General features: G+C 37.4%; 14 protein-coding genes, 2 tRNA genes and 3 rRNA genes. 8 read left to right on the forward strand and 11 right to left on the reverse strand.

All coding sequences use genetic code 11. From position 1 onward, the window contains the following. The first annotated feature begins 1 nt into the window (after nucleotide 1). Nucleotides 2-769: a M15 family metallopeptidase gene (locus tag G7051_RS18025; RefSeq protein WP_166202547.1), complete on the forward strand. Its 768-nt coding sequence runs from the start codon at nucleotides 2-4 to the stop codon at nucleotides 767-769. A 9-nt stretch (nucleotides 770-778) separates the two neighbouring features. Here the strand turns inward: G7051_RS18025 and G7051_RS18030 are convergent, their stop codons facing one another. The 6 genes from G7051_RS18030 to G7051_RS18055 all read right to left on the reverse strand — a co-directional run bounded on the left by G7051_RS18030 (nucleotide 779) and on the right by G7051_RS18055 (nucleotide 7,080). Beyond that, nucleotides 779-1,825 carry a glycoside hydrolase family 18 protein gene (locus G7051_RS18030; protein WP_166202549.1) on the reverse strand — a complete coding sequence of 349 codons (1,047 nt, stop codon included), beginning with the start codon at nucleotides 1,823-1,825 and terminating at the stop codon, nucleotides 779-781. 153 nt (nucleotides 1,826-1,978) lie between these two features. Continuing rightward, nucleotides 1,979-2,089: ribosomal RNA gene (gene rrf / locus G7051_RS18035) — 5S ribosomal RNA — on the reverse strand. Between the two features lie 116 nt (nucleotides 2,090-2,205). Continuing rightward, nucleotides 2,206-5,093 (reverse strand): 23S ribosomal RNA (locus tag G7051_RS18040). A 122-nt stretch (nucleotides 5,094-5,215) separates the two neighbouring features. After that, a tRNA-Ala gene (locus tag G7051_RS18045) sits at nucleotides 5,216-5,289 on the reverse strand. Between the two features lie 32 nt (nucleotides 5,290-5,321). Next, nucleotides 5,322-5,395, reverse strand: a tRNA-Ile gene (locus G7051_RS18050). 157 nt (nucleotides 5,396-5,552) lie between these two features. After that, nucleotides 5,553-7,080 (reverse strand): 16S ribosomal RNA (locus G7051_RS18055). Together the 16S, 23S and 5S rRNA genes with 2 tRNA genes alongside form the textbook arrangement of a ribosomal RNA operon. 601 nt (nucleotides 7,081-7,681) lie before the next feature. On the opposite strand from G7051_RS18055, the gene G7051_RS18060 reads away from it, so the two are divergent. The 3 genes from G7051_RS18060 to G7051_RS18070 are packed head-to-tail and all read left to right on the forward strand — an operon-like array spanning nucleotide 7,682 to nucleotide 11,024. Then, nucleotides 7,682-9,121 (forward strand): MBOAT family protein, encoded by a 1,440-nt coding sequence (locus G7051_RS18060; RefSeq protein WP_166202551.1) that lies wholly within the window; start codon nucleotides 7,682-7,684, stop codon nucleotides 9,119-9,121. A gap of 4 nt (nucleotides 9,122-9,125) precedes the next feature. Further along, nucleotides 9,126-10,064: a hypothetical protein gene (locus tag G7051_RS18065; RefSeq protein WP_166202553.1), complete on the forward strand. Its 939-nt coding sequence runs from the start codon at nucleotides 9,126-9,128 to the stop codon at nucleotides 10,062-10,064. 18 nt (nucleotides 10,065-10,082) lie between these two features. Continuing rightward, nucleotides 10,083-11,024 (forward strand): hypothetical protein, encoded by a 942-nt coding sequence (locus G7051_RS18070; RefSeq protein ID WP_166202555.1) that lies wholly within the window; start codon nucleotides 10,083-10,085, stop codon nucleotides 11,022-11,024. Nucleotides 11,025-11,026: 2 nt separating this feature from the next. On the opposite strand, the gene mnmD is transcribed toward G7051_RS18070, so the two are convergent. From mnmD to G7051_RS18095, 5 genes are all read right to left on the reverse strand, one after another. After that, on the reverse strand, nucleotides 11,027-11,704 hold the full coding sequence (gene mnmD, locus G7051_RS18075) for a tRNA (5-methylaminomethyl-2-thiouridine)(34)-methyltransferase MnmD (protein WP_166202557.1): 678 nt from the start codon (nucleotides 11,702-11,704) through the stop codon (nucleotides 11,027-11,029). Nucleotides 11,705-11,727: 23 nt separating this feature from the next. Beyond that, complete coding sequence (gene ispF / locus G7051_RS18080) at nucleotides 11,728-12,207, reverse strand: 2-C-methyl-D-erythritol 2,4-cyclodiphosphate synthase (RefSeq protein ID WP_166202559.1); 480 nt, start codon at nucleotides 12,205-12,207, stop codon at nucleotides 11,728-11,730. A 39-nt stretch (nucleotides 12,208-12,246) separates the two neighbouring features. Then, nucleotides 12,247-13,413 carry a type IX secretion system outer membrane channel protein PorV gene (gene porV, locus G7051_RS18085; protein ID WP_166202561.1) on the reverse strand — a complete coding sequence of 389 codons (1,167 nt, stop codon included), beginning with the start codon at nucleotides 13,411-13,413 and terminating at the stop codon, nucleotides 12,247-12,249. Between the two features lie 153 nt (nucleotides 13,414-13,566). Then, nucleotides 13,567-17,034: a type IX secretion system sortase PorU gene (porU, locus tag G7051_RS18090; RefSeq protein ID WP_166202563.1), complete on the reverse strand. Its 3,468-nt coding sequence runs from the start codon at nucleotides 17,032-17,034 to the stop codon at nucleotides 13,567-13,569. 121 nt (nucleotides 17,035-17,155) lie between these two features. Then, complete coding sequence (locus G7051_RS18095) at nucleotides 17,156-17,779, reverse strand: fumarylacetoacetate hydrolase family protein (protein ID WP_166202565.1); 624 nt, start codon at nucleotides 17,777-17,779, stop codon at nucleotides 17,156-17,158. 210 nt (nucleotides 17,780-17,989) lie between these two features. Here G7051_RS18095 and pyrE point away from each other — a divergent pair, with 210 nt between their 5' ends. The 4 genes from pyrE (at nucleotide 17,990) to serB (ending at nucleotide 21,897) form a co-directional block, all read left to right on the forward strand. Next, the gene (gene pyrE / locus G7051_RS18100; RefSeq protein ID WP_166117524.1) at nucleotides 17,990-18,619 is read left to right on the forward strand and encodes an orotate phosphoribosyltransferase; all 630 of its coding nucleotides are present in this window, start codon (nucleotides 17,990-17,992) and stop codon (nucleotides 18,617-18,619) included. Between the two features lie 93 nt (nucleotides 18,620-18,712). After that, a complete protein-coding gene (locus G7051_RS18105; RefSeq protein WP_166202567.1) occupies nucleotides 18,713-19,153 on the forward strand; it encodes an SRPBCC family protein in 441 nt (146 codons plus the stop codon). Between the two features lie 81 nt (nucleotides 19,154-19,234). Beyond that, nucleotides 19,235-20,575, forward strand: coding sequence for an argininosuccinate lyase (gene argH, locus G7051_RS18110; protein ID WP_166202569.1), 1,341 nt, complete (start codon nucleotides 19,235-19,237; stop codon nucleotides 20,573-20,575). A 98-nt stretch (nucleotides 20,576-20,673) separates the two neighbouring features. Further along, entirely contained in the window at nucleotides 20,674-21,897 is a 1,224-nt protein-coding gene (gene serB, locus G7051_RS18115; protein WP_166202571.1) for a phosphoserine phosphatase SerB, read from the forward strand. Nucleotides 21,898-21,933 lie beyond the last annotated feature (36 nt).

Consider the following 21,933-nt stretch of genomic DNA (forward strand, 5'->3'; position numbering starts at 1 on the left):
AATGAGATTTTTATGTACACTTTTGTTACTTTTATCTTATACTGCAATATTTGCACAGGAATACCCTGATGGAGTAAAAAAGTTAATCGATGCTTATCCTGATTTTGAGATAAAGTACAACGGTAAATATATTACATTAAAAGGTGGGCAACAATTTGTATATGATGACAAAATAATAAAATCAGGGGAGGAACTTTTGAATAAGCCATCTATCTCTGATATGCTTAAACAGAATTATCCACAAAGATCGAAAGGTTATATCCCATCTAAAAACAGTGATCCGGGAAGAGTTAGGAATGAAGAATTTATGAAAGCCATGTATGGAAAAGATTCTAAAGAAGTACAAAGTAGCTTAGTTACAATAACATGGTGCCCCAAATTGGTAGGTAACAAAATAAGGATTACTAAAGTCAATAATGTTCATCTACAACTACAGAAGGTTTCTGAAGAGTTAGATAAACATCCCGAATTACAAAAATATTTGCAGGGAGCTACTACTTTCAATTGGCGAATTATAAAAGGGACCAGCAGGTTAAGTACGCATAGTTTTGGTACATCTATAGATCTTAATGTAAAGTACTCAAATTACTGGCAATGGGATTGCAGATGCACAGATGAAAGTCACGATTTAAAGTATAAGAACCAAATACCTCAATTAATTGTAGATATTTTCGAAAAATACGGATTTATTTGGGGTGGAAAGTGGTATCATTATGACACCATGCATTTTGAATATAGACCTGAACTATTAAGTCCAGGTCTATTATAGTTTGTATCCTTATTTTGACATAACTGTATTATAAACTACTTTTCTTAGAGTTCCATCTGCATCATCACAGCTATATTCCCAATACATGGCACCAAGCATACCTTTCTTAAGAAGATATTCACATTTTAGCTTTAGTGATCTTGCGTCATCGTATGAGTAAACAAAATCCCCTTCTGCATCAACTAAATAAGGTACTTGTCCTAAAGAATCCCATTTCTCAGTATATCCTTTAAGTGAAGGTATATCTTTATAATCAACAAAATCATTAATGCCTTTAATACCGTGACCATAGAATGGCAATCCTAAAGTCAATTTATTTAAAGGCATCCCTGCTGCCACATGAGCATCAACCGACTCTTCAACAGAAAGACGTTTTGTATGTTCAGATCGTGATAAAGGTGCATTATGATAAGGAGGACGTCCCATATCATAGGTCATTATATTAACAAAATCTATGTATTTATCAATTGCTTTAAAGTCATAATATTGAGCAGAATAAGCACTAGCCAAAGTCAATAACTTGTCTTCACCTATAACCTCACGGATTTCTTTCATTAAGGAAGTAAAATTCTCTGTATCATTGGGTGATGAAGAAATATCGGCAGCACTGCTTGTTGGATATTCCCAATCAAGATCAACTCCATCTAAATTAAATTGATCAATTACCCTTTTGCAATCATTTACAAAAGATCTACGAAGAAGTGTATCGGCTGCCATTTCACTAAATCGCCCACTTCCCCATCCTCCGATAGAAAGTAATACTTTTAGTTTAGAATGTTCTTTTTTAATATCGGAAATTGCCTTTAAACGATCTTCATTCTGTATAACAATACTATTAAATGAGTCTGATACACGGCCAAAAGCATAATTAATATGAGTCACTAGATTAGGATCTGGCATAATATCACTCGAAGCAGTAACATAAGCTAGGACTATAGGAGTTTCGCCCAATCGATTGGCAGCTTGTGATGGATCATTCTTTTCTGCAGTAGACCTATTGCTACAAGAAAAGAAAGTAAATAAGATAGTAATAAATAACAAAGCTAGATTTTTCATAGTTAAGAATTTCTATATAATTCGTAATGTTTATAACGAAAGTAAGAAAATAAATCCAAAATGGCTAATAACAGAAGAGATTATTAAGAGTGTAATAAAGTATATATATAAGAAAACACTCTGACTAGTTTTCACTAATCAGAGTGTTTCAAAAGAGGGCGGCTATCTACTCTCCCACCTAATGGCAGTACCATCGACGTGGTTGGGCTTAACTTCTCTGTTCGGAATGGGAAGAGGTGGATCCCCAACGCTATAACCACCTTAATATTTTTAATTAAATCTCTATAAATAGATATTTAATTGAGATGATGTAAAAGAGCTTTCAAATAACTTGTATGTAGCAAACCTGGGTCAATCAGGCGAGACTCTGGGCAGAGTCATGGAAAAAAGTTTCGGGCAATTAGTACTACTCGGCTATGACATTACTGCCTTTACACCTGTAGCCTATCAACGTCGTAGTCTTCGACGACCCTTATAAGGATATCTTATCTTGAAGCCGGCTTCGTACTTAGATGCTTTCAGCACTTATCCGATCCAGACTTAGCTACCCGGCGATGCTCCTGGCGGAACAACCGGTAAACCAGGGGTCTGTCCAACACGGTCCTCTCGTACTAGTGTCAGATCTCCGCAAATATCCTGCGCCCACGATAGATAGAGACCGAACTGTCTCACGACGTTCTGAACCCAGCTCGCGTGCCACTTTAATGGGCGAACAGCCCAACCCTTGGGACCTTCTCCAGCCCCAGGATGTGACGAGCCGACATCGAGGTGCCAAACCATTCCGTCGATATGAGCTCTTGGGAATGATCAGCCTGTTATCCCCGGAGTACCTTTTATCCTTTGAGCGATGGCCATTCCATACTGAAACCACCGGATCACTATGCTCTAGTTTCCTACCTGATCGACTTGTCGGTCTCTCAGTCAAGCGCGCTTATGCCATTACACTCTACGAACGGTTACCAATCGTTCTGAGCGCACCTTTAGAAGCCTCCGTTACTCTTTTGGAGGCGACCACCCCAGTCAAACTACCCACCATACAGTGTCCCCGTATCCACGGGTTAGAATTCAAACAATTAAAGGGCCGTATTTCAAGGGTGACTCCACAAATACTAGCGTACCTGCTTCATAGTCTCCGGCCTATCCTACACATCAAGTGCCCAAATTCAATGTAAAGCTATAGTAAAGGTTCACGGGGTCTTTTCGTCCCATCGCGGGTAATCGGCATCTTCACCGATACTACAATTTCACCGAGCTCACAGTTGAGACAGTGTCCAGATCATTACACCATTCGTGCAGGTCGGAACTTACCCGACAAGGAATTTCGCTACCTTAGGACCGTTATAGTTACGGCCGCCGTTTACTGGGGCTTCAATTCAAAGCTTCTCATTGCTGATGACTTCTCCTCTTAACCTTCCAGCACCGGGCAGGTGTCAGGCTATATACTTCTTATTTCTAATTTGCATAGCCATGTGTTTTTGTTAAACAGTTGCCTGGACCTATTCTCTGCGACCTACATTGCTGTAGGTACCCTTTCTCCCGAAGTTACAGGGTCATTTTGCCTAATTCCTTAACTGTGAATCACTCGAGCGCCTTAGTATACTCAACCCAACTACGTGTGTCCGTTTTAGTACGGGTACGATATAGATTAGCGTTTAGCGGTTTTTCTTGGCAGTTTGTTTACCTACATTTTTAACTTGCCACAAGGGCTCGTCATACTTTCAAGTTCGACTCTCTCGGCGGATTTGCCTACCGAAATCAACATCTACACTCTTTAACCATCTATTCCGTCAGATGGCAGTAGTTTCACTTCTGCGTCCCCACATCACTCTATACAGTAGTAACGGAATATTAACCGTTTCGTCCATCGGAATCGCCCTTCGGCTTATCCTTAGGTCCCGACTTACCCTGATCCGATTAGCGTTGATCAGGAAACCTTAGTCTTTCGGCGAGGAGGTTTCTCACCTCCTTTATCGTTACTCATACCTACATTTGCTTTTCCGTACGCTCCAGAGTAGCTTACGCTACGCCTTCTACGCTGAACGGAATGCTCCCCTACCGATAATATTTTATCCCATAGCTTCGGTAACATGTTTGATGCCCGATTATTATCCACGCATCGCCACTCGACTAGTGAGCTGTTACGCACTCTTTAAATGAATGGCTGCTTCCAAGCCAACATCCTAGCTGTCTCTGTAGCAACACTTCGTTAATTCAACTTAACATGTATTTGGGGACCTTAGCTGATGGTCTGGGTTCTTTCCCTCTCGGACATGGACCTTAGCACCCATGCCCTCACTCCCGGTAAAAACTTATGCCCATTCGGAGTTTATCTGGACTTGATAGGCGGTGAAGCCCTCGCATCCAATCAGTAGCTCTACCTGACATAAGTTATAAGCCGAGGCTGCACCTAAATGCATTTCGGGGAGTACGAGCTATCTCCAAGTTTGATTAGCCTTTCACCCCTACCCTCAAGTCATCCGAAAGCTTTTCAACGCTTACCGGTTCGGTCCTCCAATTGGTGTTACCCAACCTTCAACCTGCTCAAGGGTAGATCACTTGGTTTCGCGTCTACTCCCATTGACTAAGCGCCCTGTTAAGACTTGCTTTCGCTTCGGCTGCGTACCTAATAGTACTTAACCTTGCCAATGAGAGTAACTCGTAGGTTCATTATGCAAAAGGCACGCCGTCACCATTACTGGCTCCGACCGCTTGTAGGCACATGGTTTCAGGGTCTATTTCACTCCTCTGTTCGAGGTTCTTTTCACCTTTCCCTCACGGTACTGGTTCACTATCGGTCTCTCGGAAGTATTTAGCCTTACCGGATGGTCCCGGTGGATTCATACAGGATTTCTCGTGTCCCGCACTACTCAGGAGTCTGCTAGGCTTGGTTAGGGTTTCGTATACGGGATTATCACCCTCTGTGATCGATCTTTCCAAATCGTTCTACTACTCTAACTTCTTGCCACGACGCAGTCCTACAACCCCAATAATGCCGAAACATTATTGGTTTGGGCTAATCCCATTTCGCTCGCCACTACTCTGGGAATCACTTTTGTTTTCTTTTCCTATGGGTACTTAGATGTTTCAGTTCCCCACGTTTGCTTCTGGTTAGACCAGATGACGGTTTCTTCAACCGCCGGGTTGCCCCATTCGGAGATCTTGGGATATAATGGATATTTGCTCCTCCCCCAAGCTTTTCGCAGCTTATCACGTCCTTCTTCGCCTTCGAGAGCCTAGGCATCCCCATGTGCCCTTATTTACTTTTTTCTTCGCCTGATTTATAAGTGTTCCGTAGAACGCTTATATACCGGTTTGATATATACTCGTTATATTTTTACTTGCTCTTTTTTACATCATGTCAAAGATCGTTTACCTATTAGATAGGTATTGTGGAGAATAACGGATTCGAACCGTTGACCCCCTGCGTGCAAGGCAGGTGCTCTAGCCAGCTGAGCTAATCCCCCGTAGTGGGAAGCGTGACTTCCTTCGTACTTTGTAGTCCCAGGCAGAGTTGAACTGCCGACCTCTACATTATCAGTGTAGCGCTCTAACCAACTGAGCTATAGGACTGGCTTGTTCTTGTGCGCCTGAAACTGTGGATACACAGCTTCTCTGTTCTCTTATTTTGTTAGGTTGTACATAGTTATTGAAACATTGAAAAGACATTAGACATCGGGTAGATTCCTTTTCTTTAAAAGGGTCTCTTTTTAAGACAAGGCTTCTCCAGAAAGGAGGTGTTCCAGCCGCACCTTCCGGTACGGCTACCTTGTTACGACTTAGCCCCAGTCACTAGTTTTACCCTAGGACGCTCCTTGCGGTTACGTACTTCAGGTACCCCCAGCTTCCATGGCTTGACGGGCGGTGTGTACAAGGCCCGGGAACGTATTCACCGCGCCATGGCTGATGCGCGATTACTAGCGAATCCAGCTTCATGGAGTCGAGTTGCAGACTCCAATCCGAACTGGGAATGGCTTTGGAGATTGGCATCCTGTCACCAGGTAGCGACCCTCTGTACCATCCATTGTAACACGTGTGTCGCCCCGGACGTAAGGGCCGTGCTGATTTGACGTCATCCACACCTTCCTCACAGCTTACGCTGGCAGTCTTGTCAGAGTCCTCAGCTTGACCTGTTAGTAACTAACAATGTGGGTTGCGCTCGTTATGGCACTTAAGCCGACACCTCACGGCACGAGCTGACGACAACCATGCAGCACCTACACATCTGCTATTGCTAGAAGGCCTGTTTCCAAGCCGGTCAGATGCATTTCAAGCCCGGGTAAGGTTCCTCGCGTATCATCGAATTAAACCACATGTTCCTCCGCTTGTGCGGGCCCCCGTCAATTCCTTTGAGTTTCACCGTTGCCGGCGTACTCCCCAGGTGGATTACTTATCGCTTTCGCTTAGCCGCTTATTGTAATATCACAAACAGCTAGTAATCATCGTTTACGGCGTGGACTACCAGGGTATCTAATCCTGTTTGATACCCACGCTTTCGTGCTTCAGCGTCAGTTATAGTTTAGTAAGCTGCCTTCGCAATTGGAGTTCTTCGTGATATCTATGCATTTCACCGCTACACCACGAATTCCGCCTACTTCAAATATACTCAAGAAAAACAGTTTCAACGGCAATTTTAAGGTTGAGCCTCAAACTTTCACCGCTGACTTATTATCCCGCCTACGCACCCTTTAAACCCAATAAATCCGGATAACGCTCGCATCCTCCGTATTACCGCGGCTGCTGGCACGGAGTTAGCCGATGCTTATTCGTATGGTACTTGCAATAGGTTACACGTAACCTTTTTTACTCCCATACAAAAGAAGTTTACAACCCGTAGGGCAGTCATCCTTCACGCGACTTGGCTGGTTCAGACTCTCGTCCATTGACCAATATTCCTCACTGCTGCCTCCCGTAGGAGTCTGGACCGTGTCTCAGTTCCAGTGTGGGGGATAAACCTCTCAGTTCCCCTATCCATCGTTGCTTTGGTGAGCCGTTACCTCACCAACTGGCTAATGGAACGCATGCCCATCTTCTACCGATTAATCTTTAGCAAATATTACCATGCGGTATCCCTGCGTTATGGGGTATTAATCCGAATTTCTCCGGGCTATTCCCCTGTAGAAGGTAGGTTGCATACGTGTTACTCACCCGTGCGCCGGTCGTCATCAAAGTATTGCTACTTCATGCTACCCCTCGACTTGCATGTGTTAGGCCTGTCGCTAGCGTTCATCCTGAGCCAGGATCAAACTCTTCTTTGTATATCTTTTTTATATTCTTGGAAGCGTTTGTCTTTTTTTTTCACTCAAGGTTTTTGACGTTGAGTTAGAGTCTCTAATCTAAAATTAGTCTCTACCCGTCTAATGCTATATTTTTTGTTTCTTATGTATCAACCGTGTCAAAGATCGTTCTTTTTTTGCTTTGTTTAATAACCGTCTCTCGGTTTTAAAGCGAGTGCAAAAGTAGTCGCTTTTTATATACGCTCCAAATATTATTACAACTATTTTTCAAAAGTTTTTTTCCTTTATTCCTTAACTTATATCTAAACAGTGGTTTACATTGTGAAAAAAAATTGGAGGATTTTTTGGTTAGCTGAATTATGGGAGAATATTGCTTAAGATATGAGGATAGAGACCACAAATCGTTTGAATATATTTACCCTAAAAACATCTTCCAACCATACATTATATATATTCCATCAAATAGAATCAGCAAATATCATTAATATTCAATCCTTTTAAATTCATATAATGAAAACTAGAACTAATAATACTTTCATTTTTTTATAATATCTTTGAGCCTTCTTTATTTCGGATAAACACTACCTAGTAAATAATATACACACTAATATCAATATACTATATGTTTTTTAATTCAATCGAATACGCCATTTTTTTACCTGTTGTTTTTATTCTCTATTGGTTTGTTTTCAAGAAATCATATAAAATTCAAAATCTCTTATTAGTTATATCCAGCTATTTCTTCTATGCCTGCTGGGATTGGCGATTCTTGTTTCTTCTTGGATTTTCAACCATTCTAGATTTTGTTTCAGGCTTGCAAATAGCAAAGGTACATTCTAAAGTAAGTAAAAAAATATGGCTTATACTTAGTGTTGGCATCAACTTAGGTTTTCTCGGAATATTTAAATATTATAACTTCTTTGTTGAGTCTTTTGCTGAACTATTGGCTTCGGTTGGACTTACTGCGCATTTTTCAACATTAAATATTATTTTACCGGTTGGTATATCGTTTTATACCTTCCATGGACTTTCGTATGTATTTGATATATATAATGACAAAATAAAACCTTGTCATAGCTGGGTTAATTATAGCTTATTTGTAAGTTTCTTCCCTTTACTTGTAGCCGGACCAATTGAACGGGCGACACATTTACTTCCACAAGTTGAAAAAGCAAGGACTTTTAATTATAGTAAAGCAATTGATGGATTAAGACAGATTTTATGGGGATTATTTAAGAAAGTAGTAATTGCTGATAACTGTGCTGTTCTGGCAGATAATGTATTTAACAATCCGGATCAATATCATGGAAGTTCATTGGTGTTAGGAGCCATATTCTTTACAATTCAGATTTATGGTGATTTTTCCGGTTATTCTGATATTGCTTTAGGTTCTGCGCGATTGCTAGGTTTTGAGCTATTGAAGAATTTCAGCTTTCCTTACTTTTCAAGAGATATTGCTGAATTTTGGAGGCGATGGCATATCTCCTTGTCTTCTTGGTTCAAAGATTATGTATATATTCCATTGGGAGGAAGTAGAGGTACTATGCTTAAAACGATCCGAAATACATTTATTATATTCTTAGTTAGCGGATTCTGGCATGGGGCTAATTGGACATTTTTAGCATGGGGTGGATTAAATGCTCTCTTTATAATGCCTTCAATACTATTTAAGTCCAATAGAAGAAATCTGGATGTAGTGGCACAAGGCCGTATACTGCCTTCGTTAACTGAAATATTTCAAGTACTTTCAACTTTCTTATTATCTACTTTTGCCTGGATATTCTTCCGGGCTGAAAGTATTCATCATGCACTTTACTTTATAAAAGATATTTTCACTCCTGAATTGTTTAGTTTCCCTAAAATGTATTCCGGACAAGTTTTACTACTTATTCTTTTATTCTTTTCCATTGAATGGATGGGGAGAGAAAATAATTATGCCATTGAAAAGATAGGAATCAAAGTCAAAAGCAGTTTTTTACGTTGGTCGTTCTATTATATTATTGGTATATTAATTTTCATTTACTCGGGACACCATCAAGCATTCATTTATTTTCAATTCTAAATTAATGAAGAAACTTATCTTATATACAGTGATATTCATTACTCCTTTTATTGTGACTATAATCGTAATAGAGTATTTGTTAAGAAACATACCAAATAGTCATATGGTTAAGGCGGATGAATTTAAAACAAAAGTAAAACAAACAAAAATTCTTATTTTAGGAAATTCGCATGCTGCTAATGCTATAAACCCCGAACTTTTATCAAAAGAAGCTTACAATTTAGCCCAAGGTGCTCAGACTTTAGATATTGATTATGCTCTTCTATCTAAGTATCAAGATCAGTTGGACTCGTTAGAATACATTATTGTATCTATGTCCTATCAGTCGCTTTGGTTTAAGCTTTCAGACTTAGAATATTTTAAATGGATGGCGAAATATAATAATATCTATTTCAATATAGATATAGAACATAACCCTTTAAAGATGTTTCTATTTCTTGATGAACCTATAAAAAAAGATTTAGAGTATCTAAAGTTGTATTACTGGAATAAACGCCCCATAACATTCAATTATATAAATGGTTTTATTCCTGCACCACCAACTTCCAATTTAGAGAAAATCGAAAAGCATGGTAAATCTGTTGCAGAAGGATTCACTGTTCAGGATTTAACGTTTAGATATAATGAGAATTTAAGATGTCTAGAGAGTATAATACAGATAGCTAAAAAGAAACATTCTAAAGTTATTTTTATTACTATACCTTGCTACCCTACATATATTGACAACTTAAACAAAGAGCAGTTAAACTCAATGCATCATTTAATGGATAGCATTCAGGATAATGAAAATGTTTTCTATTATGATTTTTTAGAAGACGCTCGAAGTTACACTCTTCAGGATTTTAATAATGGAGATCATCTAAGTTATATAGGGGCTCAAAAAGTTACTTGCAAAGTTGACTCTCTTATTAAAGTAATAGAAGGGAAAAATGGTAAACAATAAATTGTTGAGTATTTGAAGATGAAAAAACTAATATTATATACTCTTATATTCATAAGCCCATTTATTGTTATTGTAATTGGGCTTGAAACCCTTTTAAGAAGGTTACCTAATGCTTACATGGTTAAAGCTGATTTTCTTAAAACCAACTCCAGCAATACACGGATACTTATACTTGGTAGTTCACATGGAATAACAGGAATCAACCCCGACTCTTTTACTAAAAACGCATTCAACACTGCAAACTATGCACAAACATTAGATATAGACTATAAAATTTTGGACAGATATCAAGATAAATTAGATTCTTTAGAGTATGTAATAATTCCTTTATCATATCATCTGTTATGGACTAATATTGAAGACCATCCACAAAGATGGAGACGTAAGTATTATAATATATATTATGGAATAGATATAGAACAAAATCCATTGAAAAGATTGTTATTTCTGGACGAAACGATGAGAACTAATTTTCAGATCATTCAAAATTATTATTATAAAAAAGAAGACCCTATACCTAATTTAACGCCTAAAGGATTTGTTATTTTAAAACCGGCCAAAAGCGTGGATGTAATTAAAGAAGTTTCTGAAAAAGTTATTTCAGCTCACACTGCATCTGATTTAGATTGGAGATATTTTGAGAATATAGAATATTTAAAGAAGATTATTGAAATAGGAAAAAAGAAGAAAGCCAAAACTATTTTTGTCACAATACCTGCACATGCATCATTTGTTAAACTTCTTAACCAAAAGCAATTGAATATGTTGTATTCTGCAGCAAATGAGTTAGCTGATAATAAAGATGTATTCTACTACGATTGTTTGAACGATTTTAATAAAGAAACTGGCAACAAAAACTATGAGCTTTTCTTTGATTCAGATCATCTCAGCTATTTAGGAGCAGAAGTCTTTAGTCATAAGCTAGATTCGATCATTAAAGTTTTAGACAAAAAAGACTGATCTTATAATTTCGTGGCTCTTAAAATTTCCCGTTTTCCGGGAGGACCCGCTAAACGCTCTACATTATAGCCGGCTTGTAATAACATACGTCTGACAACTCCTTTAGCACAATAGGTAGTAAGAATACCCTCCTTGTTTGTTAAATTATATAAGGTATCAAATATTCTCTGTGACCACATCTCCGATTGCTTCTCGGGTGCAAAAGCATCAAAGTAAATTACATCAAAGGTGGTATCCAGATATAATGGAAAATCTAATTTACTAAAATCAGTTTGAATCTTGGTAAGATAAAAAGAAGATGTTATCTCATTCCTTTTACCCCAGTCACAATAATGAAGTTGAGTAAAGTATTCTTTGTCTTCAGGCTCACCGCTCTCCACATAATTTAATTGCCCAACGATGTCCATTGATAGCGGATAAAGCTCAAGACTTGTATAATCTATTCTTTTAGCTGTATTCAGGGTAACCTGTAAAGAGAGATACGCATTAAGTCCCGTACCAAAACCTATTTCGAGTATTTTTATATCATCCTTGAGCGAATGTAATAGACCTGCTTTTATATAAATATGATCGGATTCCTGTTTTGCCCCATTCACCGAATGATAATGTTCATTAAGAGAAGGAACAAAAAGCGTGTGAGACCCATCTGCTGTAGATTCTATTTTTACTTCCTGTTCCATTATCTTTTCAACATATTCGGATATTATATCTTCTCTATTAAAGCAACAGCATACGATGAAAACCCTTCTTCTCTGCCCACAAATCCCATTTTCTCAGAAGTTGTGGCTTTGATTGAGAGATCATCTACATTAATCTCCAAAATATCTGCCATCACTTTCTGCATCTGGGGTATATGAGGATTTATCTTTGGCTGTTCGGCACAAATCGTAGCATCTATATTTCCTATTCTATATCCTTTTTCGGTAAGTACCTCTAAAGTTTTCTTCAGTAGTAATTTACTATCAACATCTTTATATTCCTTAGCTGTATCAGGAAAATGAAATCCTATATCTCTAAGGTTAGCTGCACCCAATAGGGCATCGCAAATAGCATGGATAAGTACATCTGCATCAGAATGTCCCATTAATCCTTTTTCAAAATCAATCTTCACTCCACCCAGCCATAAATCACGACCTTCTACTAAACGATGAACATCATATCCAAATCCTACACGTATCTTCATTATAATTCTTCAATAAATTGTGCTTAAAAATACCTTATCTTATTTAAATAAATTTCTTAATCCATCCATATCAAACCCTAGCGAAAAACGGATTGTCTGATCCAAAGGATTAGATTCTGCTGACGAAATTAAGTATGCAGCATCGAGTTGAAATACATTCATTTTAAATCCTGCTCCAAATGAGAAATATTTTCGGTTTCCTTGTCTTTCGCTTTCATGAAAGTATCCGCCTCTAACCATAAACTGGTTATTGTATGCATACTCCATACCCGCCGACCAAGCTATCTCTTCCAGCTCTCCTCTAAGTCCATAAGGTGAATCCGTAAATGATTTAAATATCCCACTAATCGGTGATGTTTCAGCTACTGCTCGTTGACGTGCCTGAAAGTCTTCAAGACTTTCTTCATCTCCTCTTACAGGGCGAGATGGAACTAAGAGCTTATTCAGGTCCATACTGAATGCCAGTGTATTATATTCGTCCAAAGGATATGTAAGAGAAGCTCCTAAACGCATATTTGTCGGAATAAAATAACTGTTAGCACCTCCATCCATTGATATTTTAGAGCCAACATTGGATATATTGAAACCCAGTCCTAGCAAACTTTCGGCAGAACCGATCATTACATACGATTCATTGTATCCGGACAAGTCGGCAGCAAAAGCATTTCCCGGAGTTGTTCCATCATCAACTGATGTAGTATAATCTGTGCGAATATACCGCATGGCAACACTACCCGAGAATGTCTGTGTCAGTTTACGCGAATAGGCTACATCAAAAGCCATTTCGTACGGAGAGACAACTGAACCAAATTGACCATTTAAATCGACTTCAGGTATATCACCTATCGAGAAATAGCGTATCGAAGCACTTAATGCCTGATTATCTTCATTTCCAAATTTATAGAAACCCGAAGCGTAAACCATAGCTATATCTTTTACGATTTTGCGTAACCAAGGAGTGTACGACATCGATATTCCGGCCTTAGTTTCCAGAAATGCATATTTTGCAGGGTTCCAATGTTGCGAATAGAGGTCGGGCAGAGTAGCTGCTCCAACGTCTCCCATACCTCCTCCGCGTGCATCGGGTGCTATCGTTAACGATGGAACTGCCGTTATCGGAGGATTGGCCAACTCTTGTGTATATCCTGTAAGTGTACTAATCAGGAAAAGAGCTATAAATAGGTATTTCTTACTAATTCTTATCATAGGTTTAATCTTTGTTTTTGTTTAGGTCTCAGACCTTTTATATTTTAGCAAAATATAACAAATATAATGTGTTGTAACTTCAAACATATTACGAAATACTATATTTACTCATAGGTACGTGTACATATTGTAGCATAAAGATAAAACTCAATCTTAATGGGTAACAATTAATTTCTGAGATTTTATGGATGAAACCCTTCCATTGAGACTTACTTGTGCTGTACAAATATAAACACCCGGATTTAAACGTGAGCCTCCAGAGTCATTTAAATTCCAATTATAGGAATATTGTTCCAGATAATCTGCACTTTCTTCATGCACCCACATGAGGGCTCCAGTCAATGAATAAACCGATATTTTGACATCGACATTTGTTCCCGGAGTATTTGTGTTCAACACAAAATTAGTTTCATTTATTGCTGGATTACCCCATATTTCGAAATTATAGATTGCCGGTCTGAAATCATTACTTATAATAAAATCAATTGTTTGACTTGCTGAATTATTCCAAACATCCCAGACTCTCAACTCTAACGTATGATGTCCTTCGTCTAACTCGGGAAATTGATATCTTATACTTCCTTTTTTAGTTGAATTTTCATCATTCTCAAAGTAAGGAGTCATATCAATATTTGTTCGATTATTAAGAATAAGTACCATATTGTGCCCTATTCCACTTGATAAATTAATTCCGGTGTCGTCCGAAATATCAGCGAAAAAGAGGGGAGTAGGATTTACATGATCTCCATTTTTAAATTGAGGAGTATTCAAAAACATATTTGAAATAACAGGAGGATTAGTTTCTTCGGGCAAATTAGTATTTGTACCCCCTACCGTATAATTATAAAAAGAACCCTGAGCTTTTTTATCTCCGTCCTCATTATGGGCATAAAAACTCATTTTCCCTTTCCCACCTGTATACAAAATATCTTTGGGAGCTACAAAGTTAATTTCAAATGTACCTTCTTTAACTTCGACACTACCGGAGAATAAAGTATTCGTATAATCTTTATAACTCATAGCAATCTCATCACTTAGGCCATCCGGAGTATTTCCTCTTGTTCTAAGAGTCTGCTCCGAATCAAACACGATCGATTCGAGCTTACCATTAAAGTCTGTAACTATATCTCCATTCTGATTAACAATATTTCCCTTGATAATTGTATTATCTAAAGCTTGTATATTAAGATCTTTTTCATCGGCAGACAGTCCATTCATTTCAGTAACTTCAACACGATAAGTTTCATCCGGATAATTTAATCTTAATGCAGGATCTCCTAATAATTGGAACTTCAGCTTATTCATATCCTGCAACATATCTTTCTCCAGTTTAGCATTACGAATTATATCACCCATTCGAGCAGCTTTTCCGTCTTTGGGTTTCAATAAATGCTTGGTTATATTGTTATTCATAAGAGTATTATCAACAATAAATACAACTCTTACTGTAGAAAACAAAGCAATAGCACCTCCATTAGGATTCAATAAGGCAACTTCGCCTCCCGAAGTATCATCGGCGTCGAAGCGGCTAAAATCGCAAGTTGCAGTTATCCAAAGAGGTAATCTGTTATTATTCATTGCAGTTATATCCGAAAGCTTCAATAGAAACTCATGAGTCCAAGAATCTGTAGCACCATGCCCTATAAAATTCAAAGCCAAAGTCCCTCTATTTATATTATCAAGAACTGCTTGTGTAGCATCCGGATAACGTGCACCATTGGTGCTTAATACTCTTTCATAAGAATCTTGATAAATACGGTTCAATATAAAATCAGGATGGTTAGTAGCAGTGTAAGTAGCTAGTTTTTCGGCATCTAACATATGTCCTCGCTCCGATATGAGTGTGTGATTAGGAGCAATTGCATCATCGGCAATAAATGTTATATTATTTTGCCATATTCCTCTATTAGTATTCTCCATATATGCTGTTATTTTGCTTACAGCTATTTGAGCTTCATTTTCGGTTCTCACAGGCAGACGCCCTATAGAAATATCCAGCTTGTCTAAAGCCAAATCACGACCTTCGCTATCATCCAAAAATCCTAAATAGTCATCAGTTACATAAGAAGCTGTCTCCTGTAAAGACTCTTCTGTTTGATAAGTCAAAAGCATTGACTTTTTATTCTCGGCAGTCCAATTAGACTGAATAAAGCGATTATCGAATGTGCCCCCTCCAAAAAGGAAAAGATATTTAGGTCTATCTTCTTCGGAAGTACTTCTGTCATAGAACATTTTCACAAATCGACGATACGCAGTTATATCCGGATTGCCGGACGAAAACTCATTATAAATATCATCGGGACTAACAATTAACGACCTCAAACCTTCGTTCTCATGCAATCCGGCAACTTGCTCAGCATAAGATTTCAAAAAGGGCTGAACTATAATTATCATATCAGGGCTTGTACTTGCATGAAGGTTTTGATTGGACACTTTACCGACAAGTGTAGGAGAAGGAATTGTTTTAGAAATATCCACTAAAGCATATTCATGTATATCAGTGTTAGATGCTCCGAAGCTCAGAGTAGTGCCTGATAAGGATGCATCAATTTTTCGAACCGTAGTATTATCCGTAACATCCCATACCAACATCGAACTGCTGGCTTCTGAAATATTGAATTGAATATCTCCCCTATTCGCTTTATCACGAAATAAGGTCACAGGACCATATGGTTTTAGCGCTCGTTGATAATTTACTCTGATATAATTCAGATAAAGGTTCTGATCGGTGCTCCATCCCTTTGTATAAGTAAGATTCAACGTATTCTTATTTTGTAGATTTGATCTGACTATTGTATCATTTATGGTGGTTGCACGCGTATAATATTCATTCGTTACTTCAGTCTTCTGGCTTTTAACCAAACCTCCATTTACAGATACGCTAAGCATCCCAACCGGTACTGTAACTCTTGATATAAAGTCATATCTTATAGTAGCAGGAGCGGAAGTTATCCCTTCAAGAGGTAGTGTAAAGTCCTGAGAAGTTTTACTTTTAAAGCTTTCACCAAAGAATTTGCGACCGGTTTCTGCTATATTTACCAGCTCTTTTTCGTGTAAATAATAATCATCGAAAGTATTTACTTTAACAGACGCTGCAGAAGAAGCCTGCGTAGCCATGAGTTTAGGCTGATCAGTAGATTCAGTCACAAAATAATAAGCAACCTCATCAGCCTTAGTATCACTATTCTTAGAATATGGATTTTGTTCGTGTACAAACTCTTTCAGTTTTTCATCATATACCCATTTAATACCTCCACGGGCATAAAACAATATATAATCCCCTTTTCCAAAATTAGCGGGGTCTTTACTCATCCATATCGAAACCTGAGGAAGATCATCTATATAAGGTTTTGTAAAGTCCTCATCCAGAATCCAGCCTCCATAGCCATATATTTTCACATTCTGAGGGTTAGATAAACCCATTTTAGCTAACTCTTCATAAGTCAATTTATACACACCGGTACCTGGCACTTTTATTTTATACCAGTTTCCTTGTGATAGTACAGAGTTAGCTGCGTATCTACTCCCATCATTATCAACTGCTGATAGTTGAAATAAGGAACAGATACTGAAAAAGAGTAGTGTATAGAAATATCTTTGCAACAGTTTTTGTCTTAACATATAAATTAAGGTCTCAGACCTTTGTTACTTTGGTAAGCATAAATACAATTTATAATTATAATTTTAATTTTATCACTATAAATTATATCTAAGACCTTACTATTACCTATATATATTCTTGTTAGCGTACATAAAAATCAAAAAGTTTCTTGTTTTCCAAAAAACCCTCCAAGTGATCGTCTATATCGACACGTCCAACTCCGGCAGGAGTTCCGGTAAATATAATATCGCCAATCTTTAATGTAAAGAAACGGCTCACATAATCTATTATTTTATCAACTGAATGAATCATATCAGATGAATTTCCTATTTGAACCTGATTACCATTTATATGCAGCTCAAAATTCAAATTATCCATAGAGCCGGAAAATTCTTCTTTTGGAATAAACTCACCTATTGCTGCAGAATAGTCAAAACCTTTAGATAGTTCCCAAGGAAGCCCTTTCGATTTTAACTCCGATTGCAAGTCTCTTGCCGTAAAATCTACTCCAACCGTCAGTTCATCATAATAACGGTGAGCAAACCGTTCTGCAATGTTCTTACCCAATCTGTTTATACGGACAACAATTTCCAATTCGTAATGAATATCATTCGAAAAATCCGGTATAAAAAAAGGCTTATTATCCTTCAGTAAAGCAGAGTCGGGCTTGATGAAAATAACCGGATTATCAGAAGTAGCCGAATCAACTCTTCCCATCTCACGATTATGTTCCTGATAATTAAGACCTACGCAAATAATCTTCATTCTTAATGTGTCAAATTACAATACAATATACAGAATTCACAAAGATAAAAATATTTTCATACTAAAATTACGATATTAAAGGATACAACACTTATTATTACACATAAATCCATAAAGAATCAAAAAAATAGATACAATTGTATAACTCATATCTACCATTATATCTATATTTGCACTGCAATTTGTTATATTTATTTTATCCCACAGACTATGAATACTTTGGAAAAAATGACAGCAGAAAAGCTGTTGAGAATTAAGGCTATAAAGCTTCAACCATCGAATCCGTTTACATGGGCATCCGGATGGAAGTCTCCCATATATTGCGATAACAGAAAACTTTTCTCTTATCCTGCAATCCGTAATTTCGTAAAGATTGAGCTAAGCCGTTTAGCAATGGAATTATACCCCGATGCCGATGCTGTAGCAGGTGTAGCAACAGGAGCTATAACACCGGGAGCATTAGTTGCCGATTCTTTAGGCTTACCTTTTGTATATGTACGTGCTACTCCAAAAGATCACGGACTGGAAAATCTTATTGAAGGTGAGTTAAAGCCAAACAGTAAAGTATTGGTTATTGAAGACCTGATCTCAACGGGAGGCAGTAGCCTTAAAGCTGTAGAGGCCATCAAAAGAGACGGATCAGAAGTTATCGGTATGATTGCCATATTTAACTATGGTTTACCTATTTCAAAAGAAAATTTCACTAAAGCAGGTGTAGAGCTTACAACTCTTACTAATTACGATGCCGTATTAGGTGAAGCGTTGAGAATCGATTATATAGACGAATCGGAACTCGAAACACTTCAAGAGTGGAAAAAAGATCCGGCAAACTGGAAATAAGGTCTAAGACCTTTTTTGCATTACTTTGGCAAGGACGACAACAACCTGTGAAAGTATAGTACTAAATACTTTTATTTACTTAATATCGTAAAAATGGCGGAATATATCAGCGATATAAAAACAATACCTTATTCGGATCAGGATATTTTTTCGGTTTTATCAGACCTGAGAAAATTAGACCTGATTAAAGATAAAATACCTCAGGACAAAATCAAAGATTTCTCATATGATCAGGATTCCTGTACAGTTACCGTAGATCCTATTGGCAAAGTTCGATTTGTTATTGTAGAGCGTGAACCTAATTCTACAATTAAATTTGAGGCCGAACAACTTCCTTTCAAGTTGAATTTATGGATTCAATTAAAACAATCAGTAAAACAATCAGCTACAGAAGAAACTAAAATGAAGCTGACCGTAAAAGCCGACATAAATGCTTTCTTGAAACCCATGATATCAAAACCGTTACAAAACGGACTGGATAAAATGGCCGAGACATTAGCCACCATACCTTATGGTGATCTAGCCGAAAAGTAAGGGTCTCAGACCCTTTTGTTGTTTTGGGAATACTGAGAATAAATAGTTGAAATTGCTTAATTAATTAAGGAAAGCTAACGAATGAAACTTTGGCAAAAAAATACACTGGTTAATAAAGATATAGAAGAGTATACGGTTGGTCACGATAGAGAAATGGATTTATATCTAGCCAAACATGATGTAATGGGCTCGATGGCTCATATAACCATGCTCGAATCAATCGGATTACTTGCAAAAGAAGAATTATCTATTCTTCTTAAAGAACTCAAATCAATATATAATACGATAGAGGAAGGTCTTTTTACAATAGAAAATGATGTAGAAGACGTTCACTCTCAAATAGAATTAATGCTTACCCGTAAATTGGGTGATGTTGGTAAAAAAATTCACAGTGGTCGTTCGAGAAACGATCAGGTATTGGTTGATCTAAAACTTTTCACTAGAGAACAGATTAAAATTGTCGTAGAATCAGTATCAGGTCTTATTGATGTACTTTTACAGCAAAGTGAAAAGTATAAAAACGTCCTTATACCCGGTTATACTCACTTGCAAATAGCAATGCCATCGTCATTCGGATTATGGTTTGGTGCTTATGCAGAAAGCCTTGTTGATGACTTACAGTTACTTTTAGCTGCATTTAAAATATGTAACCGCAACCCTTTAGGATCTGCCGCCGGATATGGTTCTTCATTCCCATTAAACAGACAACTAACAACTGATTTGTTAGGATTCGATTCTATGAATTACAATGTCGTATATGCTCAAATGGGAAGAGGTAAGATGGAACGCACTGTAGGCTTTGCCATTGCAGGCATAGCCGCAACTCTATCTAAACTATCTTTTGATGCATGTATGTATAATAGTCAGAACTTTGGTTTTATAAAGTTGCCGGATGAATATACTACAGGATCAAGTATCATGCCACATAAGAAGAATCCCGATGTATTTGAATTGTCCCGTGCTAAATGTAATAAATTACAAGCTCTGCCAACAGAAATTACTTTGATTACTAATAATCTTCCGTCAGGCTATTTCAGAGACATGCAACTTATCAAAGAAATCTTCTTGCCTTCTTTTGATGAGCTAAACAATTGCATTTCTATGATTGGTCGTATGATAGGTGAAATTAAAGTAAACGAAGAGGTTATCAATGACGATAAATACACCTATATATTTAGTGTAGAAGAAGTAAACCGTCTAGTATTAGAAGGAATGCCTTTCAGAGATGCTTACAAGAAAGTAGGTTTAGATATCGAAAACGGTAAATTCTCACACAACCGACAAGTGAATCATACACACGAAGGAAGTATCGGTAATTTATGCAATCAGCAAATAGAATTATTAAAACAAAATATAATAGATCAGTTTGATTTTGCCTCTATAGAAACTGCAGAATCGAAATTACTAAACTCAGCAAACTAAGGTCTCTGACTTTTTATTGCTGCGAAAAGTATAAAATCAAAACTGGATATCTTTTTAGAATGTAGTATTAAAGAATTGAAACTACTTAAAATTTAAGAATGGAGGATACTGAAATAATTTTAGTTCGCATATCAGGACAAGATCGTCCGGGTGTGACCACTGCTTTAACAGCCATATTAGGACATTACAATGCCACTATACTTGATCTTGGACAAGCAAACATACATCATTCGCTATCGTTAGCAATTATGTTTGAGTCTCAAACCGAAAAATCAGGTTATATCCTCAAAGATTTACTATTTAAGGCTGACGAATTAGGTGTTAATGTCAGATTCTCCCATCTAAGCAAAGAAGCTTATTCCACTTGGGTAAATCTTCAAGGAAAGAATCGTTATACTGTTACTATTTTAGGACGTGAGCTAAATGCAACACATATATCCATAGTAACACAAGTATTGCTAGATAATAAACTCAACATTGAGAAAATTACACGTCTGACTTCTCGCATTCCCTTAAATAAAAAAGATAGAATCGGTCGGTCGTGTATAGAATTATCAGTTCGCGGAACTATCGAACATTTTAAAGAACTGCAAAAAACATTCCTTACTCTTTCTGCAAAATATCAAATTGATATTGCTTTCCAAGAAGAAAGTATGTATCGTCGTATGCGTCGTTTGATTTGCTTTGATATGGATTCAACTCTTATCCAGACAGAGGTTATAGATGAACTTGCCGATCGTGCAGGAGTAGGAGAAGAAGTTAGGGCTATTACTGAAGCTGCTATGAGAGGCGAAATAGACTTTTCCGAAAGCTTCAAAAGAAGAGTTAGTCTACTCAAAGGTTTAGATGAATCGGTTATGAAAGAGATTGCCGAAAATTTGCCTATCACAGAGGGAATGACTCGATTAGTACGTATTTTGAAAAAGAGTGGATATAAAATAGCCATTCTTTCGGGTGGATTTACTTATTTTGGTAATCACTTAAAAGAAAAATACGGATTTGACTATGTATATGCCAATGAACTGGAAATTGAAGATGGTAAGCTTACCGGAAAACATCTTGGAGATATTGTAGATGGCAAACGCAAAGCCGAGTTGTTACGTTTAATTGCTCAGGTCGAAAAAGTAGATTTGAAGCAAACTGTAGCCGTAGGTGATGGAGCGAATGATCTACAGATGTTGGCTACTGCTGGACTAGGAATTGCATTTCATGCAAAACCTAAAGTCAAAGAGAATGCACAACAATCTCTTTCGACTGTAGGACTCGATGGAATTTTATATTTCTTGGGATATAGAGACTCAATGCTCGAAGGAGATTATTAAAAAATATAATAATATAAACAATAAAGTCCCGGAGAT

It is taken from the genome of Dysgonomonas sp. HDW5B (genome assembly GCF_011299335.1).
Lineage (GTDB): Bacteria > Bacteroidota > Bacteroidia > Bacteroidales > Dysgonomonadaceae > Dysgonomonas_A.

Excerpts from the sequence above, each read along its gene's own strand:
- G7051_RS18095 (WP_166202565.1), bottom strand. The coding sequence starts at position 17,779 with ATGAAGATTATTTGCGTAGGTCTTAATTATCAGGAACATAATCGTGAG.
- G7051_RS18105 (WP_166202567.1), top strand. The coding sequence starts at position 18,713 with ATGGCGGAATATATCAGCGATATAAAAACAATACCTTATTCGGATCAG.
- mnmD (WP_166202557.1), bottom strand. The coding sequence starts at position 11,704 with ATGGAACAGGAAGTAAAAATAGAATCTACAGCAGATGGGTCTCACACG.
- G7051_RS18030 (WP_166202549.1), bottom strand. The coding sequence starts at position 1,825 with ATGAAAAATCTAGCTTTGTTATTTATTACTATCTTATTTACTTTCTTT.
- G7051_RS18025 (WP_166202547.1), top strand. The coding sequence starts at position 2 with ATGAGATTTTTATGTACACTTTTGTTACTTTTATCTTATACTGCAATA.
- G7051_RS18060 (WP_166202551.1), top strand. The coding sequence starts at position 7,682 with ATGTTTTTTAATTCAATCGAATACGCCATTTTTTTACCTGTTGTTTTT.
- ispF (WP_166202559.1), bottom strand. The coding sequence starts at position 12,207 with ATGAAGATACGTGTAGGATTTGGATATGATGTTCATCGTTTAGTAGAA.
- pyrE (WP_166117524.1), top strand. The coding sequence starts at position 17,990 with ATGAATACTTTGGAAAAAATGACAGCAGAAAAGCTGTTGAGAATTAAG.
- porV (WP_166202561.1), bottom strand. The coding sequence starts at position 13,413 with ATGATAAGAATTAGTAAGAAATACCTATTTATAGCTCTTTTCCTGATT.
- G7051_RS18065 (WP_166202553.1), top strand. The coding sequence starts at position 9,126 with ATGAAGAAACTTATCTTATATACAGTGATATTCATTACTCCTTTTATT.
- serB (WP_166202571.1), top strand. The coding sequence starts at position 20,674 with ATGGAGGATACTGAAATAATTTTAGTTCGCATATCAGGACAAGATCGT.
- porU (WP_166202563.1), bottom strand. The coding sequence starts at position 17,034 with ATGTTAAGACAAAAACTGTTGCAAAGATATTTCTATACACTACTCTTT.
- argH (WP_166202569.1), top strand. The coding sequence starts at position 19,235 with ATGAAACTTTGGCAAAAAAATACACTGGTTAATAAAGATATAGAAGAG.
- G7051_RS18070 (WP_166202555.1), top strand. The coding sequence starts at position 10,083 with ATGAAAAAACTAATATTATATACTCTTATATTCATAAGCCCATTTATT.